This is a genomic window from Neorhizobium sp. SHOUNA12A, assembly GCF_023006505.1.
Lineage (GTDB): Bacteria > Pseudomonadota > Alphaproteobacteria > Rhizobiales > Rhizobiaceae > Neorhizobium.
Genome location: NZ_JALBGV010000002.1, coordinates 112,976 through 137,154, shown reverse-complemented (window position 1 = coordinate 137,154; position 24,179 = coordinate 112,976). Strand labels below are relative to the sequence as shown.

The window sequence follows — 24,179 nt, the reverse complement described above, 5'->3', positions numbered from 1 at the left end:
ACTCCTGCGATGTCTATAGGCCAAGGCCCTGCAGCCAGTTTCCGACAATCGGAACAGGCAGGCCGAGCAGTTCCACGAAAAGGACCGAACAGAACGCGGCAAAAGCAGCCGCCCCTGCGAAGGCTCTCCAGTCGAGCCGGAATTTTTCGCTCGTCGTGGCGCTGACGACCGTCAGCAAGAAGACGGCGATCGGCAGACCGAGCGGTTCGACGACCAGGCCAAAAATCAGGATCGCGAGGGAAACCACGACGATCGGCTTCCAGCCGATTTCCGGTATCGCTCCAAGGGTCAGCCGCGATCGGAACAGAACCAGAATGCCCGTGAGAACGAGCAGGCTCGATACGATGACAGGAAAATAACCCGGCCCCATCCGACTGGATGTCCCGAACGGATAGCTTGCCGCCATCACTGCCGACCCGACACCGATGGTGGTAAAAAACAGTCCCAGTAAAACGTCCTGGCTAAGCTTCATCCGAGCTCCTCACCTCAGAAGAAGTGGCACGCTATCGTAAGATACCCGATGCATGGTCCATCTCTTGAGAATGGACCATGATCATCAACGCACCACGAAACGTGCTCACATGGTTGATCAATACAAAGCTGGTGAAGGCTGGCAACGCGGCAATGACGATGTTTCACCAGACGAAGACGGCCGAAGCGGCGTGTCGCAGAATAGCGCGCGACGTTTCGGGCAATTTGCATGCTTGCGTTATAGATGGCGCCCCTCGTCGACAGGAACGACGATGCCGGTCGAACTGGTGAGATGAACGATACAGGCGATAACTGCTCGCGCAACATCATCCGGGGCAGTGATCCTCGCAAGAGGCAGCCTTTCCGCAACCTTCTGCAGCTGGTCTCGGGACCGATTGGGAACGAAATCCGTGTCCACGCCGGCAGGTGAAACGGAAAAGACGCGAATCTTGGGCGCCAGAACCTTGGCAAGCGCAATGGTGAGCGCATCCAGGCCGCCCTTGGCGGCCAGGTATGCGAGACTGCTTCCCACCCCCGTCCGCGCCGCAATGGAAGAGATGTTGACGATCGTCGCGCTGTCGGCCTGTTCCAACAAGGGTCGAAATGCGCGGATCATGGCAAATGGGCCTCTCAGATTTACCGTCAACGCTCGATCGAAGATATCATCCGTCAACGCGTCGAAATCGTTTGCCGCAACGGGTGTGGTGGCGCCTCCGCAATTCACCAGGGCATCGAGGCTACCGAATTTCTCGCCGACGGCGGCGGCGGCCTCGGTGACCGAGGCCGGATCGTCGATCGCGATGCGAATTGCAGCATGACCGCTGCCCTGGAGGCCGTTCACGACCTCCTCCGCCATCTCGCGTCGGCTGTTGTAGCCGACGATGACGGTGCTGCCCATGCTGGCGAGACGTGCCGCTGTCGCCCGACCGATCCCGCTGTTTCCACCGGTGACGAGCGCGACTTTCGGAATTTTCAGTTCCGGGATTTCGATGGCAGTCATTTCCCCTCCCGGCAAGACCTCTGCGGTTCCTGCCCATTATCGAAAGCTTGATGAAAATGCGTATCCATCCAGCCATCCCCCGCTGGTCGAACCCGATCAAGCAGGGACGTCGCTAATCTGCCCGGTCGACGCCCCCACGAAAAGCCCCTCGCCCCAAAGCGGCCGGTGTCGGGATCGCGATCCACAACGGTTTCGCCGGGGTTTCGCCGGCGGCAGCCAATTAGTCGCAATAGTCCTTCAGCGCCGCGGTGGCCGCCGATCGGATAAAGCCATGGTCGCTCGACACCAACATGGCGCTGGCGCCGAGCTCCTTGGCAAAGGTCAGATCTGCCTTACCATTCGGCAACAGCATCAGGGGAACGCCGGCCTCCCGAGCGGCCGCGGCCACCGTGGTGGCGATTTCGGCCACCTTGGCGCCGGCATCAGGATCGTCGCCGAATGATGCGGTAAGATCGCCTCGTCCCACGAACAATGCGTCAATGCCGTCGACCCTGGCAATATCGCCTGCATGTTCGACTGCTTCGGCATCCTCGATCATCGCAATGCATGTCACCCGTCGATCCTGCATCGCCATATGCTGCACACCGCCAACCACGCCCCAACCGCTGGCGCGCGTGAGCCCCGCAAACCCGCGGCTGCCGCCTCTATACCGGCAGGCTCTGGCAATCGCCTGAGCCTTCTCGACCGTCGTCACATGCGGGACCATGATGCCGGAGGCACCGCAATCCAGTGCGGAGAGGATATTCGCGTCGCTGAAGTCGCCGACGCGCACGATCGGCGCGATATTCGATGCCCTCGCCGCAAAGATCATCATATCCGTAATGGTGCGATCAAGCGGCGCATGCTCCTGATCGATGACCACGAAGTCGTAGCCAACCGCCCCCAGGATCTCGACCACCTGGGTGGTCGGAAGCTTGAGGAACGTGCCGATCATCCGATCTCGCGCCAGCAAACGATCGCGGAAGGAACTGAAGTGAGGACGTTGGTTGGTCATTGAGCCTGCCTTTCGATAGCTGCTGCCTATACGCTGCGGACGCAACTACGAAGCCAATAGCCGTACCGTTTCTCGCTGCGGAACGCCGGCTGCGGCCGCCTGTACGTTTCTAGGCGCGAAACGGCCGGCGATAAGAATTGTGATCGGCGGCTTCCGGTGCGAGCGAATACGCGAACCCTCATGGTCGATAGACGACCGCATCAGCAAGGAAGGCGACGCTTGGCCGATCCCACAATCATCACCTGTGCCGTTACCGGCAATATAACGAGCCCTTCGCAGACGCCCTACCTGCCGATCACGCCGGAACAAATCGCCAATGCCTGCCTGGAGGCGACCCGCGCCGGCGCGGCCATCGTCCATATCCATGTCAGGCATCCCGACGGCCGACCGAGCATGGAGCTTTCCCACTACCGGGAGGTCGTCGAGCGCCTTCGGGCGGCCGACGATGACGTCATCATCAACCTCACCACGGGTCCTGGCGGTCGCTTCATCCCGAGCGAAGACGACCCGAAGACTGCCGCGCCGGGGACGACCCTGCTGCGGCCGGAACTTCGCGTCGAACATATCGCCGCATTGCGACCGGAGATCTGCAGCCTCGACTTCAACACGATGTATTCCGGGACATCGGTGGTCATCAACACGCCGCGCAATCTGGCGATCATGGCCGATATCATTCAAAATGCCGGCGTCCTCCCCGAACTCGAAGTGTTCGATACAGGGGACATACAGCTTGCCAATCATTTCCTGCAGGAGGGGCGGCTCGATGGCCCGGCGCTTTTCCAGATCGTGCTCGGCGTTCGTTACGGCGCCATCGCCACACCGGAAACCCTTCTTTATATGAAATCGCTTCTCCCGACGGGATCGCATTGGGCCGCTTTCGGCGTGGGGCGCTTCGAGTTCCCGATGCTGGCGCAGGCGTGGCTGGCGGGTGGGCATGTCCGCGTCGGCCTGGAGGACAACATCTATCTCGAAAAAGGCGTGCTGGCCGAGAGCAACACGGTCCTTGTCCAAAAGGCCGTGCGAATCGTGAAGGAACTCGGAGGCACGATCGCCACGGTCGGTGAGACGCGCGAGATCCTGAAGCTGAAAAAACAGCTTCCAATGGCGATCTGAAACACATCCAAAGCAAGGGAGATAAAGATGTACGTCCAAAGCGACCCGCGGTCGAGCCTGCAGGGCAGTGCCGCGCAGAAGGATGCCGTGGCGCATACCAGCTACTTCGGCTCTCAGACCGGCCTTTTCTATCGGGAAGACCCACAGGTCAGCGATGCCAACGGCGACACCTGGATCAGTCGCGGGCAGAACTTCGTCGTCGTCTATAGCAACGGCAAGGAAGGCGGCACCTTTTCAAGAGAAACCCAGCCTGACGAATATGCGTTGATCATCCCGGACAGGGAGACCTCGGTCGAGATTACGACGGCAGAAGGAAGCACGATCGTTCCGGGTTATTCCGTGGCCTTTGTGCCGCCTGGGGCAAGCTCGATCCGACTGCTGACCTCCGGCACGATCGTCCGGTTATTCACTCCGAAGTCGGAGGACCTGGCAAAGGCGGCATCCAACGCCGATGCCTTTAACGGGCCGCACCCCAACGTGCCGCCGTTCGAAGCCTGGCCCGAACCGCCCGGCGGACTCAAGTTGAAGTGGTATACCCTGGACGTGCCCGAAGATCCGTCGCGGTTCGGGCGGATCTATCGCTGCACGACCTTCATGATCAACTATCTTACCCCGCGGATCGGTCCCCGCGAGCGCGACAAGGTCTCGCCCCATCATCACGATGATTTCGAACAATGCTCTCTGGCGCTCAGCGGCAGCTTTACCCATCATCTACGTTGGCCGTGGGCGACCAACATGAATATCTGGCGCGAAGACGAACATCTCTACTGCGAGTCGCCTTCGATCTGCGTCATCCCGCCACCCGCCATCCACACGACGACGGCGGAATCTGCCGGCGTCAATCAGCTGGTGGATATCTTTGCACCGCCGCGCGCGGATTTCTCGGCAAAGCCGGGCTGGGTTCTGAACGAAGACGATTATCCGCTGCCCGAAAGCTGAAGATTGGTCGGGCGGCGGCATCCACTGCCGCCCGACCAATCTCTGGAGCATCATGATCCTGCGCGGGGCACAGGAATGGTCTCGGCAAGCGCCGGATCGACCACCAGCACAACCTTGCCGATCTGCCGGTTTTCGTCGAGGATGGTATGGGCGGCCTGAACCTGCGAGAACGGGACGATCTCGTGGATACGGGTCACGATAAGCCCGCTCTCGAGCAACGGCCAGACCTGATCGACCAATTCCCTGGCGATTTTCCCCTTGTAGGAAGCGGGCCTTGGCCGCAGCGTCGAACCGGTGATCGTCAGCCTTCGACGCACAAGCGCACGAATGTCCACCTCCGCGGTCGGCCCCTGATGGCTTGCGATGAAAACCAGGCGGCCGTCGTTTTTCAGCAGGTTCAGCTGGCGTTGCGTGTCAGGTCCGGCCTGACCATCGAGGATCACATCGACCCCCTCGCCTCCTGTCAACGCACGGATTTCCTCGTCCCACCGGCCGCGGTAATCCAATGCCGCCCGCGCACCGAGAGCGCTGCAGACGGCTCGTTTCTCGTCGCTGCCGGCCGTGGCGAAAAGCGTGGCATTGCGCAGGTGTCGAGCAATCTGGATGCCAGCCATTCCCACTCCGCTCGTCCCGCCGTGGACCAGCAGCGTCTCCCCGTTCCCGAGCCGGGCAAGCCATATCAAGTTGTTCCAGGCGGTAAAAAAGGCCTCCGGCAGCGATGCCGCATCGACAAAGCTGAAACCACGCGGAATCGGCATGCACTGGACCGCCGGAGCGACGCAGTATTGCGCATAGCCTCCGCCGTTGACCAGTGCGCAGACCGCGTCTCCAATCTGGAGCGCATCAACGCCGTCGCCCACGTCTTCGACCATGCCGGCGACGTCAAGGCCGATGATCGGGGAGGCTTCCGGCGGGGCTGGATAAAGCCCTCGCCGCTGCTGCACGTCGGGCCGATTAACCCCGGCGGCGAAGACCCGTATCAGAACCTCCCCCGGCTTTGGCCGCGGACGCGGCTGTTCAGCGATCTGAAGAACTTCCGGCCCGCCGGTCTTCTCGATCAGGACAGCCTGCATGGTTTCGACCGCGGCACCCACGTTCAGCCGGTCAATCCAAGCAGGCGGGCGGGATTGTCTGCGACCATGGTCCGCACCTCCGCCTCGCTGAAACCGAGCGCCAGGCAAAGCTTGATGGCCTGACGCATGCCTTCCACCGGCGTCGGATTGTCCACCTGCCCGAGGTCGGACCCGATCGAGGAGTGTTCGACGCCGGCCGCAAGAATATGCTCCCTGAACTCCTCGGGCGTGTAGGTGTTGAAACGGGAATCCACATAAAGCCCGGCGGACTGCTCGATCAATGCGCCGAGCTTGGCCAGGTCGCGGACGTCTTCATACGTAAAATGCAGGCCGTACATGGGATGGTTGACGAGCAACCGCTTGACGCCGCGTGACCGCGCCTCGTCGAAGAGCTTCCAGATTTCCCATACATGCAGGTGGCCCGACGAGAGGATCACATCGAACTCGGCGATGAGGTCGAGAATCTGCTTCACCTCGTCGAGGATTTTTCCATAGGGGTCGACAACCGTAAGCGCCGGAGAGGGCCGGAGCTCGACATTGGTTGCCAACCGCGTCTTGCGATGCGCGCTGCGGATATGGTTGCCCGCCTGCGCCGTCGGCATCCAGATCAGCTTGGCACCCATCTTCAACTGGGCGTCGACGACGAACGGGTTCAGTCCTCCCGTCGAATTGTTGAGAACCAGGCCACTGAACATCGACAGCCCGCGGTCTCCGAACAAACGCTCCATCATCGGAATGACGGGCGCCACCGAATAGTGGTGATCCTTGAACAACAAAGCGCGCATCCCGGCCGCCGCCGCCTCGTCGGCTGCCTCCATGTGGTCGAGCTTCCGCGGCATGGTCGACGGGCCGGAATGGACGTGAAGGTCGATTGCACCCTTCAACAGACCATTGGCCACGCCGTCGTCTATGCCCGCGATAAGCTGCCGGACTTGTTCCCTATTGCGGTTTGCATCGTCTGCCGAAGCCATGATCTTCCCCTGTAATCAACTAGGCTCTGGTAAAGCGTGACCCCGGGAAACGACAACTTGTCTTGGCTGTCGTTCCGCGTTACGAAACGGTCGCCAAGATGCTACGGGAGGAGGATCCATGGGCATTCGAGCTGTCGAACGCGCGATGACCGTTCTGCAGGAACTCAACCTGCAGCCCATCAACACGATCGCGCAACTGCACGCCCGGACGAAACTCCCCAAGCCCACTCTCGTGCGTATCCTGCGCACTCTCGAAGATGCGGGATATGTCGAGAACGATCCCCGGCAGGGCGGCTACCATGTCAGCGCGCTGGTAACCTCCTTAAGTTCCGGTTTTCACAAGGATCCTCTGGTCGTGGAAGCCGGGCGCGCATGGGCGATCGCAATGACCCGGCAGCACAAGTGGCCGGTGGCGATTGCGTTGCCGGACTATGACAGGATGGTGGTACGTTTCAGCACCGTGCCGGACAGTTTCATTTCGCCGTTCCACAGCACGGTCAACAAGCGGTTGAACCTTCTCACCCGCGGCCTCGGCCTTGCCTATCTGGCTTTTCTGGACAAGGAAGAATTCGAACTGATCATCGGTGTCCTGAAGCGCTCGGACGATCCGGAGAACGCCCTTAGCCATCATCCCGACGAGCTGAAGAGGCTCGTGGGAAGGGTGCACGAAAATGGATATGCCGTCAGGTCATCGCTGGTGGAGCCGAAAAACTCCAACACGATTGCCGTACCCATCATCGGTCAAGGCGATCGGGTGCTGGCGAGCATCGGTTTGACCTACTTCAAATCGGCATTCAGGTCGGAGCAGGAAGCTTGCGAGCGGTATGCCCCCATCCTGAAATCCGCGGCAAAAGCAATCTCGGAGGACCTCGATCGCCTCTCGAACCAACTTGCAGTCTGATTGCTTCGATCTTTCGCCCCGCTCTTGCACGCAGCATCGCGATCAGCCGCCCCGAACCGATCCGCGCCAAACCAGTTCGGCGTGCATCTTCTGAGAGTTGCCAAGCTCCGCGGGCAGGCGGTCAAGCCAGGCTACGGCTTCGGTCGCTATTCGATCGATCGGCTGGGCGAACGTGGTGAGATTGTAGGAAGACCAGGACGACTGCTCGATGTCGTCGAAGCCGATGACGCAGACATCCGAGGGGATGACGAGGTTGAACTGGTGGCGGGCCGCATCCATCAGCCCGCAGGCAAGCAGATCGTTGACGCAGAAGATCGCATCCGGCCGCTTTTCGCGGGTGAGAAGCCGCTGCGCCAGCACCGCGCCGCTCTGGTAGGTCGTCGGGCCGAAACGCTCCACCGTAACCTCGAACCCATGTTCGCGGCCGGCGGCGCAGAACCCCTCCTCGCGCGCCATCAGGCTTGGCGTCATCGCCTCTGAATTGGCAAAGGCGAAACTGCGACAACCAGCCCGCAACAGCGCGATGAAGGCGCGTCGCGCCGCCTGCCGGTCATTGAGGTTGATCATCAGCGCGCCCTCGCGATCCTCGTCACGGTTGATGAGCACGAGGCGCTGGCCGCTCTTCAGGCAGAGGTCGGTGATCGATTTGTCGGGCATCCCGGAAAGAATGATTGAGGCATCGGCGCGATAACTGATCGCCTGCCGCAATGCCTGATCGACGCTTTCGTCCGAACGGTCGGTATTGATCAGCATGGCGATCTTCGACGTGACCTGAAGCTGCTGGGTCAGCGCGCGGACGAGCCTGGCGCGATAGGGCGTGTCCATTTCCGACACGATCAGGCAGACGATACCGCTTTCATTGCGCATCAGCCCGCGTGCGAGGTGGTTGACGTGATAACCAAGTTCTTCGGCGGCCTCCGTAACGCGGCGGCGCGTCTCTTCCGACACGCTGGCGCCGGGCGTAAAGGTGCGCGACACAGCGGACCGGGACACCCCTGCCCGATCGGCGACCTCCTTGGCGCTGACGAAAATCTTGCGGCTCATCGCCACTCCTCCCTTGCCCATCTCATGCCTATTTTTGCAAACGAGTGCAACAGATATATGATGGGCCCAGCCAATGCCGTTGGAATTCTTCAGCGATAGGTTATTGACAAGCGATGCAAGTACGTGGAACCATTGCACACGCTTGCAAAGCGGGTGATGTGGAGGCGTCACCAAATCTGGGAGGATTAATCATGCGCCTTGCTCTTATGGCTGCGACTGCGCTCGCGGCTGGTCTTATGACGAATGCCACGGCATCCCGTGCGGCCGAAGAACTCAATCTCATCTGCTCCGCAGATGTGGTCATCTGCGAAATGATGCAGCAGATGTTCCAGAAGGAAACCGGCATCCAGGTGAACATGGTCCGCCTGTCGTCCGGCGAAACCTATGCCAAGATACGCGCCGAAGCGCGCAACCCGAAAACCGATATTTGGTGGGCCGGCACCGGCGACCCGCATCTGCAGGCCGCCGCCGAGGGACTGACCCAGGAGTACAAATCGCCGCTGCTCGGAGAGCTCAACGACTGGGCGAAAAAGCAGGCGGAGGCCTCGGGCTTCCGCACGGTCGGCGTTTACGCCGGCGCGCTCGGCTGGGGCTACAATACCGACCGCTTCAAGCAGAAGAACTACAAAGAGCCGAAGTGCTGGGCCGACCTGCTGGATCCTTCCTTCAAGGGTGAGATCCAGATGGCAAATCCGAATTCGTCCGGCACCGCCTATACCGCGCTGGCGACGCTCGTACAGATCATGGGCGAGGACAAGGCCTATGACTACCTGAAGAAGCTTAACGCCAACATCTCGCAATACACCAAGTCCGGCTCGGCTCCGGTCAAGGCCGCGGGCCGCGGCGAAACCGCGATCGGTATCGTTTTCATGCACGATGCCGTGGCTGTGGCCGTGGAAGGCTTCCCCGTAAAGTCGGTCGCGCCATGCGAAGGCACCGGCTACGAAATCGGCTCCATGTCGATCGTCAAGGGCGCCCGCAACATGGAAAACGCCAAGAAATGGTACGACTGGGCACTGAAGGCCGATGTGCAGTCGCATATGAAGGAAGCCAAGTCGTTCCAGCTGCCGTCGAATTCCAAGGCAGAAGTCCCGAAGGAATCGCCGAAGTTCTCCGACATCAAGCTGATCGACTATGACTTCACCAAATACGGCGATCCGAACACCCGCAAGAAGCTCCTGGAGCGCTGGGACAAGGAAATCGGCGCGAACGCCAACTGACGTCAATCGTTCCGCTGCACCGGGGCTCGCCCCGGTGCGGCGGACCTGTTCTCCTGTTAAGCAAGGTCACGGCCGGCCATGGACAATCGCAACCGCAGACTGGACATCGTGCTGGCCCTCGGCATTGCGGCCACGATTGTCCTGCCGTGGTACCGGATCGAGAAGGGGTTCTTTTCCTTCTCGTGGCTGCCTGACTTTCCCCGCACGGATGCGGTCGCGCCGGGCATTCTGCAGATGACCATGTACGGCCGCTGGTGGCTGCTGGCCGTGCTTTTCGCCCTCGCCGTGGCGCTCGTCGCGCGTTTCGTTGCCGATCCCATGAGGCGCGGCGCAATTCTCGCCTGGGCCGGCGGATTCGGCGTGCTGTTCCTTGCCTTGCAGGGGCTTGCGATCGGCGCCACCGGATGGACCTGGACCATCAGCGAGACGTTGTTCGGCCAGATTGTGGGTGGCCAGTCCTCAATGGGCGCCGGTGCGGTTCTTGCTTCGATTTCCTTCGTGCTGATATTCTCCTTCGGCCTTGCGGAACGCGGCGCCATGCGTGGCGATGCATTCGTCGTTTCGACCATTTCGATGCTTGTCTTCCTCGTCGCCGTCTTCGTCTTCTACCCGATCGGCAGCATGTTCATCGGCGCCTTCCAGGATTTCGACGGTTCGGCGAACTTCGACGGCTTCAGCCGCAATATCGCGGACTCGTCGATCTGGAGTCTCGATTGCCTGATCGGCGGGGCACGCTGCGGGATTGCCTGGCGCACGCTGTTTCTGGCGATCCTGACCGCAGCCGGCTCGACCACCCTCGGGCTCGCTTTTGCGCTGGTCGCGACGCGCACCCGCTTTCCGTTCAAGAAGGGCTTGCGGCTCCTGACCGTATTGCCGATCATCACGCCGCCCTTCGTGATCGGCCTCGCACTCACTCTGCTCTTCGGGCGCGCCGGCGTGGTCACCCAGGAGCTTTCGTCGCTCCTCGGCGTCGAACCGAGCCGCTGGCTCTATGGGCTTACCGGCATCTGGATCGCCCAGGTCCTCTCCTTCACGCCGATCTCCTTCCTGGTGCTGATCGGCGTCGTCGAGGGTGTCAGCCCGTCGATGGAGGAAGCCTCGCAGACCCTGCGTGCCAACCGCTGGCGCACCTTCTGGCGGGTCTCTCTGCCGCTGATGAAGCCGGGCCTTGCCAATGCATTCTTGATCGGCTTCATCGAAAGCATGGCCGATTTCGGCAACCCGCTGGTGCTCGGCGGCAGCCACGGCGTGCTTTCGACCGAAATCTTTTTCGCTGTCGTCGGCTCGCAGAACGATCCGTCCCGCGCCGCCGTGCTTGCCATGATCCTGCTTTGCTTCACGCTGTCGGCTTTCCTTGCCCAACGTGTCTGGCTTTCCGGCAAGAATTTCGCGACCGTCACCGGCAAGGGCGATAGCGGCTCGCACATTGCGCTACCCCGCGGCCTTTCCATCGGCGTCCATGCGGTCGTCATTCCGTGGATGATCTTCACGCTGGTCGTCTACGGCATGATCATCTTCGGCGGCTTCGTGAAGACCTGGGGCTTAGACAACACGCTGACGCTCGCCCACTACACCAAGGCCTTCTCCGTCACCATGCGCGACGGATCGATCGCCTGGACGGGCGTGGCCTGGAATTCGTTCTGGACGACGATGGAAATCGCTCTCATCTCGGCTCCGCTCACCGCCGCCGTCGGACTTGCGACTGCCTACGTCATCGTCCGGCAGAAATTCGCCGGCCGTGAATTGTTCGAATTCGCGCTGATGATGAGTTTTGCCATTCCCGGCACGGTTATCGGCATCAGCTACATCATGGCGTTCAACCTGCCGCCGCTCGAAATGACCGGCACGGCGCTGGTTCTCGTGGCCTGCTTCGTGTTCCGCAACATGCCGGTCGGCGTGCGCGGCGGCATCGCTGCCATGAGCCAGTTGGACAAGAGCCTGGACGAGGCCTCGATGACGTTGGGCGCCAACAGCTTTCGTACCATTCGCAAGGTCATCCTGCCGCTCTTGCGGCCGGCGATCACCGCGGCACTGGTTTATTCTTTCGTGCGCGCCATCACCTCGATCAGCGCCGTCGTCTTCCTCGTCAGCGCCCAATACAACATGGCGACGTCCTATATCGTCGGCCTGGTCGAGAACGGCGAATATGGCGTGGCGATCGCCTATTCCTCAATGCTGATCGTGGTGATGATCGGCGTCATTACCGGCTTCCAGCTGGTCGTCGGCGAACGGCGGCTGAGGCGCGAAAACCGCGTCGCCGGCATTGCCAGCCAAACAATCCCCGCCTTTTCCGAGGAGAAAGCCGCATGATGCCCAGCCCTGGTTCGGTCGTCTTTCAGAATGTCCGCAAGACCTTCGGCGCTTTTACCGCCATCCACGACCTGTCGCTGACCGTCGAGCCCGGCACGCTGGTGACGCTGCTCGGACCTTCCGGTTGCGGCAAGACGACGACGCTTCGCATGCTGGCGGGCCTCGAACATCCGACCTCCGGCCGCATCCTGATCGGCGGCAAGGACGTGACCATGTTGCCGGCCAACGAGCGCGACGTCTCCATGGTCTTCCAGTCCTATGCCCTCTTTCCGCATATGACCTCGCTCGACAACGTCGCCTACGGGCTGGAATCCTCCGGGTTGAACAAGAAGGAAGCACGCCAGAAGGCCGAGCACGGGCTCGAGCTCGTCGGCCTTGCCGGCATGGGTCGCCGCCTCCCGGCCGAGCTCTCCGGAGGCCAGCAACAGCGCGTCGCCGTTGCCCGCGCGCTGGTGCTCGAACCGCAGGTGTTATTGCTCGACGAGCCGCTGTCCAATCTCGACGCTCGCCTTCGCCGGCGCGTCCGCACGGAAATCCGCGAGCTGCAGCAGCGGCTGCAGTTCACCGCCGTTTACGTGACCCACGATCAGGACGAGGCGCTGGCCGTCTCCGACAAGATCATCGTCATGAAAGACGGAGAAATTGCCCAGGCCGGCAGCCCGCGCGAACTTTACGAAGCGCCGGCTTCAACCTTCATCGCCGACTTCATTGGCGAGGCGAATGTCGTGCCCTGCGAGATCATAGACATTTCGGGCGCGCACGCGACGGTCAGCATCGAGGGCTTGCGGCATGTCGTGCCGGCGCGCGGCGCAAAGACAGGTCGCGGCAAGCTCGCCGTGCGACCGAGCGCGATCACCGTGGAGCCGGCCGAGAGCGCTGCCTTTTCCGGGCGGATCAGCCATGCGGCCTATCTCGGTGATCATATCGAATACGAGGCGGAAACGAGCGGCGGGACGTTGTTCATCGTCGACCCGTCGGTCGACCGTCCTCTTGCCCCCGGCACTCAGGTCGCCATCGGCTTGAAGAGCCGGGGGATCGCCATCATCGCGGAATGACGACAGGGATATTGTCATGAATATACATGAACGGGAAATCAGGGACCGACATGCGTTGGCCGAAGAGATCGCATTGGCGGCCGGCAAGGTCGCCTTCGACTATTTCAGCAAGCGCGAGACCCTGGTCATCGAAACCAAGGGCGACCCCCAGGATGTCGTCTCGATCGCCGACCGGGAAGTCGAAAACCTCATTCGCGATCGCGTTTCCCAAGGCTTCGCCGAAGACGGATTTCTGGGGGAGGAATATGGTCTGGTCGGGGGAAGCTCCGGTTATACCTGGGTGGTCGATCCGATCGACGGCACAAGCCCCTTCGTCAGCGGCATGCCGAACTGGTGCGTCTCGATCGCCGTGGTGCACGACAAGGTGCCGGTGGTGGGCGTGATCTACGTACCCTGTCACAACGAACTCTATTCTGCCTCTACCGGACAGGGCGCCACGCTCAATGGCAAGCCGCTGTCGCTCGATCCGAAAAAGACCATCCGCAACGCGCTGACAGGGATCGGCGCCAACCATCACGTCACCCCCGCTTCGGTTGCCAAGATCGTCTCCGATCTGCTTGGAGCCGGCGGCAACTTTGTGCGGCTCGGCTCCGGCGCGCTGATGCTCGCCTATGTCGCCGCCGGTCGTCTCGTCGGTTATTACGAACCGTACATGCACGCCTGGGACTGCCTCGGCGGCTACTGCATCGTCAAGGAAGCGGGCGGCTGGTACCTGCCGTTTCCGGCCGAAGGCGAACGGCTGACCAAGGGCGCTCCGGTTCTTGCAGCCGGTCCCGGCGCAATCGAAGACCTGCAACGGATCGCCGGCATCGGCGCGCGAGACATTGCCGCCGCGTAGCCGCACATTCATGACTGACGCCGATAACGAGGTCGTCGAACCAAATTCCGATTCGAGTGCCTTCGGCCGCCCGGCCGGTCGGTGCGAAAGCAACGGCAAGCCGGCGTTCCAATGACCACCAGTTTTGCAAGATCGGCATCCCTTCATCCACAATCGTGTTGTCGGTCTTCGTGGTGCCGACGGGCGGCGGCTACCTATAGGCGAATAAGCGGGAAAACATCTATTCCGCGAATCGACGAATTGTCCTAACCAAGGCGGGCTTTTTGAAGAGGTACTATAACAAGCAGATTGCTTCACCGATGCGACACTAGAGATCAGTCCGATCAACCGTCGAACGACATAGTTGAAAGCCGCCATTATGCCCGCTCTCATTTTGCCGAACCGCCCGCTCTCAATCGCCCGCGACGTTATCTCGACACCTGGAGCTTACTTCTGGTTGGCCCCCATCATTCTCGCACTGGCTGTTTTCCTGGTCCTCTGGCAAGCGCCGGGGGTCCTGCGCGATTTCCAGATCAGCCGGAACCCCTTGGTGATGGACGATGGGGATGTGCAAAACGGGCGATGCACGACCCGCAGGGCCATCTTCACCGATTGCGAGGCGCGGCTCGTCTACAGCTACAACGGACGAAACTACAGCTCTGATGTGGAGATCATGTTCGTAGACTTTCATACGGGAGACTACGAGACGGATCTTGTGATCTCCATCGATCACCCGGAACTGGCGACCATGAGCCTTGGCCTGGACAAGCTCTGGAATCGGATCATCACCCTTGGCCTGTTCACCGCGCTGGTCGGCGGCATGAGCCTGGGAATGCTGTTTCTGGCTCTGCGGATCTGGCATGTCAAACGTCAGCTGCGGCGGCCAGCGCTCCTAAAGCCTGTGCCGGTCGAAATCACCGCTTTCGACCGGAAGCGAAACCTTCTCAATATCACCTACAACGACAAGCTCGCCGGCGATAAGACGGGGCGCTCGGTCTACACGCGGATGAGGGACGGCGAAGAGCCGCTGATTGTCGGCGAAGCGAATGGAAAGGCCGTCGGGCTGGCCGTCAGGCACGGTAATACCGCCTTGCCGGTACTTCTGGATGATCGTCTGCAGCGTATCGGGCTGACTGGAGACGAGCGTGACGCTGCGCTTGCCCCATTCGTGCAGTTTAACGACGGCCAGAGCAGACCGGTGTTGCTCGACGAGGCAAAAAACACCATTTCTGTCGGGAAGCGGCTGCAAATGTTTTTCGGCACCCTGCTGGTGATCGTGGTCGGCGTGTTCGGTTTCTGGCTTTGGTATGTGACCAGTTCGAGCACGCAGTTTCAAAGCCCGGGGATGGACATCAACAACCTGATGCCGGCGCCGTTGAACGAATGGGGATGCGGCCAGCTGAAAAAACGGTTCGGCCATGATCGAGCGCCGTTTGGCTGCGTCGCAAGTGATTATACAAGCTGGAAATAGCAGCCTGGCCGGCGAACGTCTGCTCAGGCAGCATCTTTTGCACACTTAAACCTGGCAATGGCTGCCAGTTATTCAAGTCTGCCGCCCAAGTGGGCATTCGTCTCAGTCCCGTCCGGCTCCATACGGAGCCGGTTAGATTGCCGGCATGGAAGTCCAAGCTCTGTTGCAAGACGGGCTGAGCCCGAAGAGCCGCCGAGCTCGGCAGCTTCGATCAACGTTCGTGGCGCATAGGTGGCCATCGAAGTCGCTATTTCATCGCTTCGAGCAGGGCAGCGATATAACCGTAGCAAAAAGCAAAGGCCACGCCCGTGGGATCGCGGCCGCTTATCGTGGGAACGTGATCCGGCATGATCATGTAGCGATAGCCGACCTCTTTATAAACCTTGAGGGAGCGCACCATGTCCATGTCGCCCTCGTCCGGGAAGGTTTCCATGAAGGAAAGTTTTCCGCCCGCGATGTTACGGAAGTGGACATTGAAGATCTTGCCGCGTGTCCCGAACCAACGAATAATATCGTCGATTTCCTGCCCGGGATTGTCCAGCATTTCGCCGATCGAGCCTTGGCAAAAATTGAGACCGTGATAGGGGCTCTCGCGCATCAGCACGAACTTTTTCAAACCCTCGACGGTGCCGAGCACGCGAGTAACGCCCTTGTAACCGGGCGGGGTGTAAGGATCATGCGGATGGCAGGCAAGCCGCACCTTGTTGCTCTCCGCGACAGGCACCACCCGTTCCAGGAAATAGTCGATCCGCTCCCAGTTTTCGTCTTCGGACAGCACACCCGCCAGGCCTGGTTCGGCCTGCTGGTCAGCTTTGTCCCATCGAAATGCTTCGTTGAGTGACCCGCCTCGCCCCGGTTCCATCTGGGTACGTGGGATGCCGATCAGGTTGAGATTGTATTTCACAGACGGGATTCCGGCCTTCGCCGTTTCCTCGATCAACCTGCACACGGCGTCGATCTGCCGGTCGCGATCGGGGCCTTTGAGGAGGATATCCGGATAGGACGCCTTCTCGATGGGCTGCGAGGGAAGCGGAAGCTGGATCATGTCGAGGATCAGCCCGAAGCTCTCGATCTTGTCGCGATGACGCTCGAGATCTTCCAGCTTCCAGCTCGAAGGCGCGCCGGGCGGGTCTGCGCAGATGTGTTTCAACCCCAATTGAGCGAAAACACGGTAGTCGTCATCATCTCTCGCGCCAACTTGTGTGCCAACATACATTTTAACGTCCTCCCGAGCCTCTCACATATCATACGACCTATTATGATTTTTATCGACTGTCGAGCATCTTCGTGCGGTCCGGCGTTCAGACGGGCGGACGGACATATTACGGGGCCACTTCTCGCCACCGGCAGATAGTCTTTCAGGCTTTTCGCGAGAGATCGCGTGATCACGCGCATTATCAAACGGTTATCCTTGGATAGCTTGCCCTGAAGATCTTCGGGGAGGCTCGCCGAAGGTCCGGAAGTCAGCCTGATGGGCTATTTCGGCAATGCTTGCCATCCCCCATAAAGTCCGCTAAGTCATCATACAACGCTTAAAACAAGCGGCGATGCCCTTGGTCAGCTCTGGGAGGAGTTACAATGAAATATCTTTGCACTCGATTGCTCGTCGGCGCCGCTTTCGCTGTCATGTCGTTCGGCACGCCAGCAGCTTTTGCCGAGACGCCGGCCAATCAGCTTGTTATTGCGACTTCGCTTGCCCAGGTTCTCTCGCTGGATCCGCATCAGGCGACGGAAGCCAAAGCCAACGAGATCATGGCAAACCTCTACGATCGCCTGGTTTCCACCGACGGTTCTGGAAAGATTTCCCCGCAGCTTGCCGAAAAGTGGGAGATCGACGACAAGGGCATCACGTTCCATCTGCGCAAGGCGGAATTCGCCTCGGGCAACCCGGTCACCTCCGCGGACGTTGTCTACTCGATCACCCGCCTCCTGAAACTCGACCAGGCCGCCGCCGCCAATCTCAAGCGCGTCGGCTACAACGGTGGCAATGTCGAAAAGCTGGTAACTGCGCCGGACGAGAAGACCGTGCGCATTGACCTTTCCGGCGAGGTCACCTCCGAGCTCCTGCTCTATCGCCTGGCAATGGTCATCGCGAGCGTTGTCGACAGCAAGGAACTGAAGAGCCACGTCGTCAACGACGACTGGGGCAATGCGTGGTTGCGCACCAATTCGGCAGGCTCGGGCCCTTTCACGCTGAACAAGTGGACGCCGAACGAGATCGTCATCCTAGACGCGAACAAGAATTACGTCGCCGGACAGCCCAAGATGCGCCGCGTCATCGTGCGCCATGTGCCTGAGAGCCAGGTCGAGCGGCTGATGCTCGAGCGTGGCGATATCGACATCGCAAGTGCGCTGACCGCGACCGACCTTGCAACCTTCACCGGCAAGCAGGGTTACGAAATCCAGCGCGTCCCGACCGGGGGCTTTTACGTCCTGTCGATGAACGCCAGCAAGGAGCCGCTTTCCAACCCCAAGGTCCGCGAAGCGATTGCCTACGGCATCGACTACAAGGGCATGGAAAAGGCCATCATGGGGCCGTACGGCCGGGCACGCACGGTTCCCGTTCCGGAAAACTTCGAATTTGCCATTCCGAGCCCGGATTGGAAGCTGGACGTGGCAAAGGCAAAGGCGCTGTTGGCCGAAGCCGGATACAAGGACGGCTTCACGGTGAACCTGAAGACGATTGCCCAGACGCCTCGCATCGATCTTGCGACCGCGATCCAGGCGTCGCTCGGCCAGATCGGCGTCAAGGTCAATATCATGCAGGGTAATGGTGCGGATATCATCGCCGCGCACCGAGCGCGAGATTTCGATCTGCTGATCCCGCAGACGGGTGCCTATATGCCGAACGTCCTGGGCGCGATGGAGCAATTCTCCAGCAATCCGGATAATTCGCTGAAGGCCAACAATGCCGGCAACTTCGTATGGCGCTCCGGCTGGGACATTCCCGAACTGACGGCCATCACCGCCAAGGCTGCGCTGGAACCGGATGCGAAGAAGCGCGGCGCCCTTTACGTTCAGATGCAGGAAATGTTCGTTGCCCAGAAGCCTGCTGTTCTGCCGCTCTTCGAACGATATGAGCCGATCGTTCTGACGAGCCGTGTGCAGGGTTATATCGGGCATCCGAGCCAGACGACACGTCTCGAAGGCGTCACGAAGACCGATAAGTAACTTAGCGTCAGATCAGGCAGCCGATCATGAAGGAACTTTCGTTAGCCGAGCTGGGACGACGACTTATCCATCTGATCGTCAGCCTGTTCATCCTGTTGTGCGTCACCTTCGTGATCGGTCGCGTCATGCCGACCGATCCGGTCGGGGCCATTGTCGGCGAACTCGCCGATCCGAAAGCCTACGAGGCCATGCGCGTCAGGCTTGGCCTCGATTTGCCGCTCTACCAGCAATTCTTCGTCTATGTCTGGGGACTGCTGCACGGCGATATGGGCACAGCCATCCTCACCGGTAACGCGGTCACCAAGGACCTGTCCCAGGCATTCCCGGCAACGCTGGAACTTGCAACGCTCGCGGTGTTGATTTCCACTCTGATCGGCGTTCCCCTCGGCCTGGCCGCCGGTCTTTTCAGGGATAGCGCGATCGACAAGTTTGCCCGTGTCTTTGCGCTGGTCGGGCATTCGATCCCGGTCTTCTGGTTCGGTATCGTGGGGTTGGTCATCTTCTATGCCGGCCTCAACCTGGTCGGCGGCCCCGGTCGCGTCGATGTCTTCTATGAAGGCCTGATCGAACCGACCACGGGACTGATGCTCGTCGATAGCCTGCTCGAAGGCGAGACGGACATATTCTGGAACGCCCTGTCGCATATCATCCTGCCGGCCTGCATCCTTGCCTATATGGCCATGGCTTATATCACGCGCATGACCCGGGCATTCACGCTGGAGCAGCTCAATCAGGATTATGTCATCGCCGCGCGCGCCAAGGGCGTCGGTCCGGTCCGCACCGTCATCAGCCACGTCCTGCCCAATATCGCGGTTCAATTGATCACGGTCCTCGCGATTTCTTACGGCAACCTGCTGGAAGGCGCCGTGGTCACCGAGATCGTGTTTTCATGGCCCGGCATCGGTCAGTACATGACCAATGCGCTCATGATCGGCGACATGAACGCAATTCTCGCGGCGACGATCATTGTTGGTTTCATCTTCATGCTCCTGAATTTCATTGCAGACATCGCCTACGCGCTTCTTGATCCGCGCACCCGGGAGGCCGCACGATGAGCAATATCGTTCAGGACGACGCCATCATTCAGCCGCCGGCAATCAGCACCCGGATATGGAACTCGACCTCCCGCATTCTGCGCAAACTCGCCGACGAACCACTTGGCATGGTGGGCTTCATCATCCTCGCCATTCTGGTCGTGGTCGCAATCTTTGCGCCGTGGATCGCACCTTACGATCCCGCGGCCCAGACATTGGGCGACGCGCTTCAGCCTCCGAGCCTCGCGCATCTCGCCGGCACGGACGAATTCGGACGTGATATCTTCAGCCGTCTCGTCTACGGCACGCGCATCACCATCCAGACCGTCTTGTCCGTCTCGGTGATTGTCGGCCCGATCGGCCTCGTCATCGGCGTCGTCGCGGGCTTTTTCGGCGGACGCACCGATGCCATTCTGATGCGGGCCACGGATATAGTCCTGTCGTTTCCGTCACTGATCCTGGCGCTTGCCTTCGCCGCGGCTCTCGGGGCAGGCTTGGGAACCGCGATCGTTGCCATTTCGCTGACGGCCTGGCCGCCGATCGCCCGACTTGCACGCGCGGAAGCACTCGTCGTGCGCAATGCGGATTACGTGGCGGCCGCAAGGCTTTATGGCGCTTCGCCATTGCGCATCCTGTTTCTCTACATCGCCCCGATGTGTATCCCCTCGGTGATCGTGCGGCTGACGCTCAACATGGCAGGCATCATCCTGACGGCCGCGTCCCTTGGCTTCCTCGGTCTCGGCGCGCAGCCGCCGCTGCCGGAATGGGGTGCGATGATTTCCAGCGGGCGAAAATTCATGCTCGATTATTGGTGGGTCGCGGTGATGCCCGGCGTCGCCATTCTGTTGACCAGCCTTGCCTTCAACATCGCCGGAGACACGCTTCGCGATCTATTGGACCCGCGCCATGCCAGATCTTGAGGAAATGCCCGTCCTGTCCGTTCGCGGCCTGAACGTCCGCTTCGGCCGAAACTCCATTCCGGCGGTCTCCAATGTCAGCTTTGATGTGGGGCGGGAGCGCATCGGCATCGTTGGTGAATCCGGTTCGGGCAAATCGACCACCGGCCGCGCCATCATGCGGCTCTTGCCGCAGCGCGCCGGCGTGACCGCCGAGCGAATGGATTTCCTCGGCAGCCCGTTGCTGGAAAAGACCGAACGGCAGATGGGCGCTCTTCGCGGCAAGGATATCGCCCTGATCATGCAGGATCCGCGTTATTCGTTGAACCCTGTCCTAACCATCGGAAAACAGGTCGCCGAGGCTGCAAAGCTGCATCTTGGCGTCGGTGGCAAGGCTGCCGTTGCGCACGCCCGCGACATGCTGGCGAGGGTGCGCATCAACGATCCCGATCGTGTCCTGTCTCTTTACCCGCACCAGATATCCGGCGGCATGGGCCAGCGCGTGATGATCGCGATGATGCTTCTGGCGCGCCCCAAGCTCGTGATCGCCGATGAACCGACGTCTGCGCTCGACGTCAGCGTACGCAAGGACGTTCTGACGCTGCTCGATGAACTGGTGCGGGAGAACAATTCCGGCCTGATCCTCATCAGCCACGACATCCGTATGGTCGCTGCTTTTTGCGAGCGCATTCTGGTCATGTATTCTGGCCGCGTCGTCGAAACGCTGAGCAAGCTCGAAGATGCAGCGCATCCCTACACCCGGGGCCTGATCGCTGCGATGCCTGATCCCAAACATCCCGTCAGACGCCTGAAAGTCCTCGATCGCAAATCGATCGAAGTGGAGACCAATCCATGATCAAGGTCGAAAACCTCGATGTCGTCTATGGCTCCAAGGATAAAAGCAATCATGTCGTTCGCGGTGTCAGTTTCGCCGTGAGCCGCGGCGAAGCGCTCGGCATCGTCGGTGAATCCGGTTGCGGCAAATCGACGGTGCTGCGCTCGCTTGCCGGCCTCGAGGGCGCATGGACTGGATCGATATCGTTTGACGGCAAACCGGTCGGCAAGGTGCGGACACGCGACGAGCTGAAGCTTGCCCAGATGGTGTTTCAGGACCCCTACGGCTCGCTGCATCCACGCCACCGCATCGGCACCGCACTCGCCGAACCCATCAGGTCGATGGGCGCTGGCGACGGTTGGACAAGGGTCGCGGAGGCACTGCAACAGGTCGGCCTGCCGGCGCATTTCGCCGGCCGTTTCCCGCATGAACTCTCCGGCGGCCAGCGTCAGCGCGTAGCGATTGCACGGGCGCTGATCCTGTCACCGCCGATCCTGCTTCTCGACGAACCGACTTCGGCGCTCGATGTCTCGATCCAGGCGGAAGTGCTCAATCTGCTGGCGGACCAGCGGGAGGAGCGCAATCTGACGTTCATTCTCGTCAGTCACGATCTCTCCGTCATCTCCCATATGTGCGATCGGGTCCTCGTCATGCAGAATGGCGTGTTCGTCGACGAACTCACCAAGGCGGATCTGCAGGCGGGCGTGACCCACGCGAGCTATTCCCACGAATTGTTCGACGCAAGTTTTTTGTAGCACCGTGCACTCCGAGCCGACGACGTCTCCGCCGTAGCGAAAGACGCTGTCTATCCGGATCAGGGTGCGAGCTGTGTTTCAGGAGAGGTGTCCACCTGTCCGCGATATTGTCGCGGCGAGCACCCGACCACTCGCTTGAACGCCTTGCTGAAGGCGCTCTCGGACTGGTAGCCGAGCGCCGGCGCGACAACGGAGATGGGATCATTTCCCTTTTCGAGCCGGTCGCAGGCAAGAAGCATGCGCCATCGCGACAGATAGTCGATCGGTGTCTCTCCAACAGTTGCCCTGAAGCGTTCCGCAAATACCGAGCGTGACATGCCAGCTGTCTCGCCAAGCTCCGTCAGCGTCCAATGTCTTGCAGGATCGGCGTGAATGGCCCGAATTGCGCTGCTCAAACGCTTGTCCGACAAGGCAAAGAACCATCCCGTGCCCTGATGACCGTTTGCGAGATGCATGCGAAGCGCCTGGAGCAGCATCATATGCGCAAGATGTTGAGCCATGAGGTAGCCGCCAGGCTGGTTTAAACGAACTTCCTGCATCATGCGTTCGATCGACCAGCGCAAGGCGTCCCGCTCCGCTTCCTGGCTGAGGTGCACGATGGGCGGCAACATTTCCAGCAGCAGTTCGGCATGATGACCACCGACCGCAAAGCGGGATCCCGTCAGGGAAAAACCACCCCCTCCGTTGATGGTCACCATTCCGCCGGCACGGGCTGGCGGAAAGATCGTGGAGGCATCGATAGAGGGCAGATTGAGGTCGCTTGCAAGCCGGAACGGCAATCCGCGCGGAAGCACAAAGCAGTCACCCTGCTCGAGGCGTACCGGATCGCGGACGCCATCCACGGCCAACCAGCACCCGCCCGACTGGATCACATAACATTTGATCTGGCGTTGCTGGTCGCCGAACCGGACCGACCAATCCCCGCCGGCATCGAAGCCGGACGAAATGGTGCTGCTGGGTTTTAGCAGGGTGAGAAGCTCGGACAGGGGATCCATACGTTTTCCGGACGATCGCGACGATAATCAAGACCATGGAGCATGGATCGTCTGCGAGCAACGCCTTATTTGTGTCGGCGAGCTACGGCGTTGGTCCCGGACCAGGAACGATGTCGACCCCACGAGGACATAAGGAGCCTGCCATGATTGTAGTCACGACCCCTACGGGCGATATCGGCCATCAGCTCGTTGAGAATCTGCTTGAGAACGGCGCCGCCGTACGCGTCATCGTCCGCGATCCATCCAGGCTATCCGATTCCATTCGCAACCGGGTTGAGATCGTTTCGGGTTCCCATGCCGATGCCAATGTCGTGAACCAGGCATTCGAGGGCGCCGACGCCGTCTTTTGGCTGGTGCCTGCCGACTCGAAAGCGGAGAGCATCACGGCTGCCTATGTCGATTTTAGTAAGCCGGCTGCCGAAGCGTTGAAGGCCTGCGGCGTCAAACGCGTCGTCAGCGTCAGTGCGCTCGGTCGAACGACCCCGCTCGCCAACCAGGCCGGTTATGTCACGGCCTCGCTTGCGATGGACGACCTGATCGCGGCCACTGGCGTGAATTTTAGGGCGCTGACCATGCCGTCGTTCATGGACAACACCCTCATGCAGGCGGCGGTGATTAAGGCCCAAGGAGCGCTCTTTTCGCCGATCGACGGCGACCTGAAATTGCCGAGCTGCGCTACCCGCGACATCGCGGCCGTCGCATCGCGACTGCTACTCGACGAGACCTGGACAGGTCAAGAAGAAGTCGCGGTCCTCGGTCCAGAGAACATCTCCTTCAATGACATGGCGGACATCATGTCCGATGTGCTCGGCAGGCCGATACGGTTCCAGCAGATTCCGCTCGACGCCTATAAAGCCCGGTTCTTGCAGTTCGGGTATTCCGAAGCAATGGCCCAGGGAATGACAGACATGGCAGACGCGAAGAACCGCGGCCTCGACCTCGGCGTCGCGCGAAGTGCTGACAACACCACACCCACGAGCTTCCGCCAATGGTGCGAAACGACGCTTCGCCCGGCGATCCTCGATTGAAAGCCGGGCGTCCAATTTAAGGAGACGACCACATGCAGACGACAGGCAACGCTATCCTTCACCGGCAGCACAAGCGGCATCGGTAG

General features: G+C 60.6%; 22 protein-coding genes. 14 read left to right on the top strand and 8 right to left on the bottom strand.

Annotated features, from left to right (window positions below; genetic code table 11):
- Nucleotides 1-13 precede the first annotated feature (13 nt).
- From MOV63_RS01555 to MOV63_RS01545, 3 genes are all read right to left on the bottom strand, one after another.
- Nucleotides 14-472, bottom strand: coding sequence for a tripartite tricarboxylate transporter TctB family protein (locus MOV63_RS01555; protein WP_040125555.1), 459 nt, complete (start codon nt 470-472; stop codon nt 14-16).
- Between the two features lie 237 nt (nt 473-709).
- Nucleotides 710-1,471 carry an SDR family NAD(P)-dependent oxidoreductase gene (locus tag MOV63_RS01550; protein WP_051900655.1) on the bottom strand — a complete coding sequence of 254 codons (762 nt, stop codon included), beginning with the start codon at nt 1,469-1,471 and terminating at the stop codon, nt 710-712.
- 220 nt (nt 1,472-1,691) lie between these two features.
- A complete protein-coding gene (locus MOV63_RS01545) occupies nt 1,692-2,465 on the bottom strand; it encodes an HpcH/HpaI aldolase/citrate lyase family protein (RefSeq protein WP_040125556.1) in 774 nt (257 codons plus the stop codon).
- 219 nt (nt 2,466-2,684) lie between these two features.
- On the opposite strand from MOV63_RS01545, the gene MOV63_RS01540 reads away from it, so the two are divergent.
- Both MOV63_RS01540 and MOV63_RS01535 read left to right on the top strand, forming a co-directional pair.
- Nucleotides 2,685-3,578 (top strand): 3-keto-5-aminohexanoate cleavage protein, encoded by an 894-nt coding sequence (locus MOV63_RS01540; protein ID WP_040125557.1) that lies wholly within the window; start codon nt 2,685-2,687, stop codon nt 3,576-3,578.
- Nucleotides 3,579-3,605: 27 nt separating this feature from the next.
- Nucleotides 3,606-4,517 (top strand): hypothetical protein, encoded by a 912-nt coding sequence (locus MOV63_RS01535; protein WP_247031216.1) that lies wholly within the window; start codon nt 3,606-3,608, stop codon nt 4,515-4,517.
- Nucleotides 4,518-4,567: 50 nt separating this feature from the next.
- Here MOV63_RS01535 and MOV63_RS01530 read toward each other — a convergent pair whose 3' ends face one another.
- Both MOV63_RS01530 and MOV63_RS01525 read right to left on the bottom strand, forming a co-directional pair.
- The gene (locus tag MOV63_RS01530; RefSeq protein WP_040125921.1) at nt 4,568-5,590 is read right to left on the bottom strand and encodes an NAD(P)H-quinone oxidoreductase; all 1,023 of its coding nucleotides are present in this window, start codon (nt 5,588-5,590) and stop codon (nt 4,568-4,570) included.
- Between the two features lie 23 nt (nt 5,591-5,613).
- Nucleotides 5,614-6,561 (bottom strand): DUF6282 family protein, encoded by a 948-nt coding sequence (locus MOV63_RS01525; RefSeq protein WP_051900656.1) that lies wholly within the window; start codon nt 6,559-6,561, stop codon nt 5,614-5,616.
- 118 nt (nt 6,562-6,679) lie between these two features.
- On the opposite strand from MOV63_RS01525, the gene MOV63_RS01520 reads away from it, so the two are divergent.
- Entirely contained in the window at nt 6,680-7,462 is a 783-nt protein-coding gene (locus MOV63_RS01520; protein ID WP_247031215.1) for a helix-turn-helix domain-containing protein, read from the top strand.
- Nucleotides 7,463-7,504: 42 nt separating this feature from the next.
- Here the strand turns inward: MOV63_RS01520 and MOV63_RS01515 are convergent, their stop codons facing one another.
- The gene (locus tag MOV63_RS01515; protein ID WP_247031214.1) at nt 7,505-8,506 is read right to left on the bottom strand and encodes a substrate-binding domain-containing protein; all 1,002 of its coding nucleotides are present in this window, start codon (nt 8,504-8,506) and stop codon (nt 7,505-7,507) included.
- A 191-nt stretch (nt 8,507-8,697) separates the two neighbouring features.
- On the opposite strand from MOV63_RS01515, the gene MOV63_RS01510 reads away from it, so the two are divergent.
- From MOV63_RS01510 to MOV63_RS01490, 5 genes are all read left to right on the top strand, one after another.
- On the top strand, nt 8,698-9,726 hold the full coding sequence (locus tag MOV63_RS01510; protein WP_040125560.1) for an ABC transporter substrate-binding protein: 1,029 nt from the start codon (nt 8,698-8,700) through the stop codon (nt 9,724-9,726).
- 78 nt (nt 9,727-9,804) lie between these two features.
- Nucleotides 9,805-12,036 carry an iron ABC transporter permease gene (locus MOV63_RS01505; protein WP_247031213.1) on the top strand — a complete coding sequence of 744 codons (2,232 nt, stop codon included), beginning with the start codon at nt 9,805-9,807 and terminating at the stop codon, nt 12,034-12,036.
- Entirely contained in the window at nt 12,033-13,091 is a 1,059-nt protein-coding gene (locus MOV63_RS01500; protein ID WP_247031212.1) for an ABC transporter ATP-binding protein, read from the top strand. Before MOV63_RS01505 ends, MOV63_RS01500 begins: the two co-directional genes overlap by 4 nt.
- A 16-nt stretch (nt 13,092-13,107) precedes the next feature.
- On the top strand, nt 13,108-13,929 hold the full coding sequence (locus MOV63_RS01495; protein ID WP_247031211.1) for an inositol monophosphatase family protein: 822 nt from the start codon (nt 13,108-13,110) through the stop codon (nt 13,927-13,929).
- Between the two features lie 358 nt (nt 13,930-14,287).
- Nucleotides 14,288-15,379 carry a hypothetical protein gene (locus MOV63_RS01490; protein ID WP_247031250.1) on the top strand — a complete coding sequence of 364 codons (1,092 nt, stop codon included), beginning with the start codon at nt 14,288-14,290 and terminating at the stop codon, nt 15,377-15,379.
- Nucleotides 15,380-15,626: 247 nt separating this feature from the next.
- On the opposite strand, the gene MOV63_RS01485 is transcribed toward MOV63_RS01490, so the two are convergent.
- Nucleotides 15,627-16,595, bottom strand: coding sequence for a mannonate dehydratase (locus tag MOV63_RS01485; RefSeq protein WP_041366123.1), 969 nt, complete (start codon nt 16,593-16,595; stop codon nt 15,627-15,629).
- 410 nt (nt 16,596-17,005) lie between these two features.
- On the opposite strand from MOV63_RS01485, the gene MOV63_RS01480 reads away from it, so the two are divergent.
- From MOV63_RS01480 to MOV63_RS01460, 5 genes are read left to right on the top strand one after another with little or no spacing between them, the layout of a single operon-like run.
- Nucleotides 17,006-18,550: an ABC transporter substrate-binding protein gene (locus tag MOV63_RS01480; protein ID WP_405029291.1), complete on the top strand. Its 1,545-nt coding sequence runs from the start codon at nt 17,006-17,008 to the stop codon at nt 18,548-18,550.
- A 26-nt stretch (nt 18,551-18,576) separates the two neighbouring features.
- Nucleotides 18,577-19,605, top strand: a complete 1,029-nt coding sequence (locus MOV63_RS01475; RefSeq protein WP_040125567.1) for an ABC transporter permease — start codon at nt 18,577-18,579, stop codon at nt 19,603-19,605.
- Entirely contained in the window at nt 19,602-20,504 is a 903-nt protein-coding gene (locus MOV63_RS01470; RefSeq protein ID WP_247031209.1) for an ABC transporter permease, read from the top strand. Before MOV63_RS01475 ends, MOV63_RS01470 begins: the two co-directional genes overlap by 4 nt.
- Nucleotides 20,491-21,336 (top strand): ABC transporter ATP-binding protein, encoded by an 846-nt coding sequence (locus MOV63_RS01465; protein ID WP_040125569.1) that lies wholly within the window; start codon nt 20,491-20,493, stop codon nt 21,334-21,336. The genes MOV63_RS01470 and MOV63_RS01465 overlap by 14 nt, the downstream gene beginning before the upstream one ends.
- Nucleotides 21,333-22,070 carry an ABC transporter ATP-binding protein gene (locus MOV63_RS01460; RefSeq protein WP_247031208.1) on the top strand — a complete coding sequence of 246 codons (738 nt, stop codon included), beginning with the start codon at nt 21,333-21,335 and terminating at the stop codon, nt 22,068-22,070. Before MOV63_RS01465 ends, MOV63_RS01460 begins: the two co-directional genes overlap by 4 nt.
- Nucleotides 22,071-22,129: 59 nt before the next feature.
- Here the strand turns inward: MOV63_RS01460 and MOV63_RS01455 are convergent, their stop codons facing one another.
- A complete protein-coding gene (locus MOV63_RS01455) occupies nt 22,130-23,065 on the bottom strand; it encodes an AraC family transcriptional regulator (protein ID WP_247031207.1) in 936 nt (311 codons plus the stop codon).
- Nucleotides 23,066-23,208: 143 nt separating this feature from the next.
- On the opposite strand from MOV63_RS01455, the gene MOV63_RS01450 reads away from it, so the two are divergent.
- Nucleotides 23,209-24,093, top strand: coding sequence for an NAD(P)H-binding protein (locus MOV63_RS01450; RefSeq protein ID WP_247031206.1), 885 nt, complete (start codon nt 23,209-23,211; stop codon nt 24,091-24,093).
- Nucleotides 24,094-24,179 lie beyond the last annotated feature (86 nt).

Coding starts and splice junctions, on each gene's coding strand:
- MOV63_RS01480 (WP_405029291.1), top strand. CDS start 17,006: ATGTCGTTCGGCACGCCAGCAGCTTTTGCCGAGACGCCGGCCAATCAG.
- MOV63_RS01465 (WP_040125569.1), top strand. CDS start 20,491: ATGCCAGATCTTGAGGAAATGCCCGTCCTGTCCGTTCGCGGCCTGAAC.
- MOV63_RS01515 (WP_247031214.1), bottom strand. CDS start 8,506: ATGAGCCGCAAGATTTTCGTCAGCGCCAAGGAGGTCGCCGATCGGGCA.
- MOV63_RS01450 (WP_247031206.1), top strand. CDS start 23,209: ATGATTGTAGTCACGACCCCTACGGGCGATATCGGCCATCAGCTCGTT.
- MOV63_RS01555 (WP_040125555.1), bottom strand. CDS start 472: ATGAAGCTTAGCCAGGACGTTTTACTGGGACTGTTTTTTACCACCATC.
- MOV63_RS01550 (WP_051900655.1), bottom strand. CDS start 1,471: ATGACTGCCATCGAAATCCCGGAACTGAAAATTCCGAAAGTCGCGCTC.
- MOV63_RS01470 (WP_247031209.1), top strand. CDS start 19,602: ATGAGCAATATCGTTCAGGACGACGCCATCATTCAGCCGCCGGCAATC.
- MOV63_RS01545 (WP_040125556.1), bottom strand. CDS start 2,465: ATGACCAACCAACGTCCTCACTTCAGTTCCTTCCGCGATCGTTTGCTG.
- MOV63_RS01495 (WP_247031211.1), top strand. CDS start 13,108: ATGAATATACATGAACGGGAAATCAGGGACCGACATGCGTTGGCCGAA.
- MOV63_RS01475 (WP_040125567.1), top strand. CDS start 18,577: ATGAAGGAACTTTCGTTAGCCGAGCTGGGACGACGACTTATCCATCTG.
- MOV63_RS01485 (WP_041366123.1), bottom strand. CDS start 16,595: ATGTATGTTGGCACACAAGTTGGCGCGAGAGATGATGACGACTACCGT.
- MOV63_RS01520 (WP_247031215.1), top strand. CDS start 6,680: ATGGGCATTCGAGCTGTCGAACGCGCGATGACCGTTCTGCAGGAACTC.
- MOV63_RS01525 (WP_051900656.1), bottom strand. CDS start 6,561: ATGGCTTCGGCAGACGATGCAAACCGCAATAGGGAACAAGTCCGGCAG.
- MOV63_RS01500 (WP_247031212.1), top strand. CDS start 12,033: ATGATGCCCAGCCCTGGTTCGGTCGTCTTTCAGAATGTCCGCAAGACC.
- MOV63_RS01530 (WP_040125921.1), bottom strand. CDS start 5,590: ATGCAGGCTGTCCTGATCGAGAAGACCGGCGGGCCGGAAGTTCTTCAG.
- MOV63_RS01460 (WP_247031208.1), top strand. CDS start 21,333: ATGATCAAGGTCGAAAACCTCGATGTCGTCTATGGCTCCAAGGATAAA.
- MOV63_RS01535 (WP_247031216.1), top strand. CDS start 3,606: ATGTACGTCCAAAGCGACCCGCGGTCGAGCCTGCAGGGCAGTGCCGCG.
- MOV63_RS01455 (WP_247031207.1), bottom strand. CDS start 23,065: ATGGATCCCCTGTCCGAGCTTCTCACCCTGCTAAAACCCAGCAGCACC.
- MOV63_RS01490 (WP_247031250.1), top strand. CDS start 14,288: ATGCCCGCTCTCATTTTGCCGAACCGCCCGCTCTCAATCGCCCGCGAC.
- MOV63_RS01505 (WP_247031213.1), top strand. CDS start 9,805: ATGGACAATCGCAACCGCAGACTGGACATCGTGCTGGCCCTCGGCATT.
- MOV63_RS01510 (WP_040125560.1), top strand. CDS start 8,698: ATGCGCCTTGCTCTTATGGCTGCGACTGCGCTCGCGGCTGGTCTTATG.